Consider the following 300-nt stretch of genomic DNA (forward strand, 5'->3'; position numbering starts at 1 on the left):
GTGACCTGTCGTCCCCTCCAGACGCGGGCCCTGTGGTTCTTCGTCGGGCTGGCGGCAGCCGGGGTGAGCCTGGTCGTGGTGCGCATGGCGTACGAGGGCCCGGACGCCTGGCTGGGTCTCGGGCTGCTGCTGTCGCTGGTGGGCATCGCGTCGCTCCGCGCGGTCACCGTCCGGGTGAGCGCCGACGCGTACGGCCTGCACTCCCGGACACTGCTGCGCCGCCGGAGCGTGCCGTGGCGCGACGTCGCCGACCTGCGCGTACGCCTGAAGTACGCGAACACCCCCCGGGTCCAGGAGACC

Annotated in this window: 1 protein-coding gene; it reads left to right on the forward strand. The window is 73.7% G+C overall.

The window, feature by feature from the left end; genetic code table 11:
* On the forward strand, positions 1-300 hold a 300-nt coding region (locus tag DSY14_RS28495; protein ID WP_211719653.1), incomplete at both ends, for a PH domain-containing protein.

Source organism: Nocardiopsis sp. MG754419 (genome assembly GCF_018207095.1).
GTDB lineage: Bacteria > Actinomycetota > Actinomycetes > Streptosporangiales > Streptosporangiaceae > Nocardiopsis.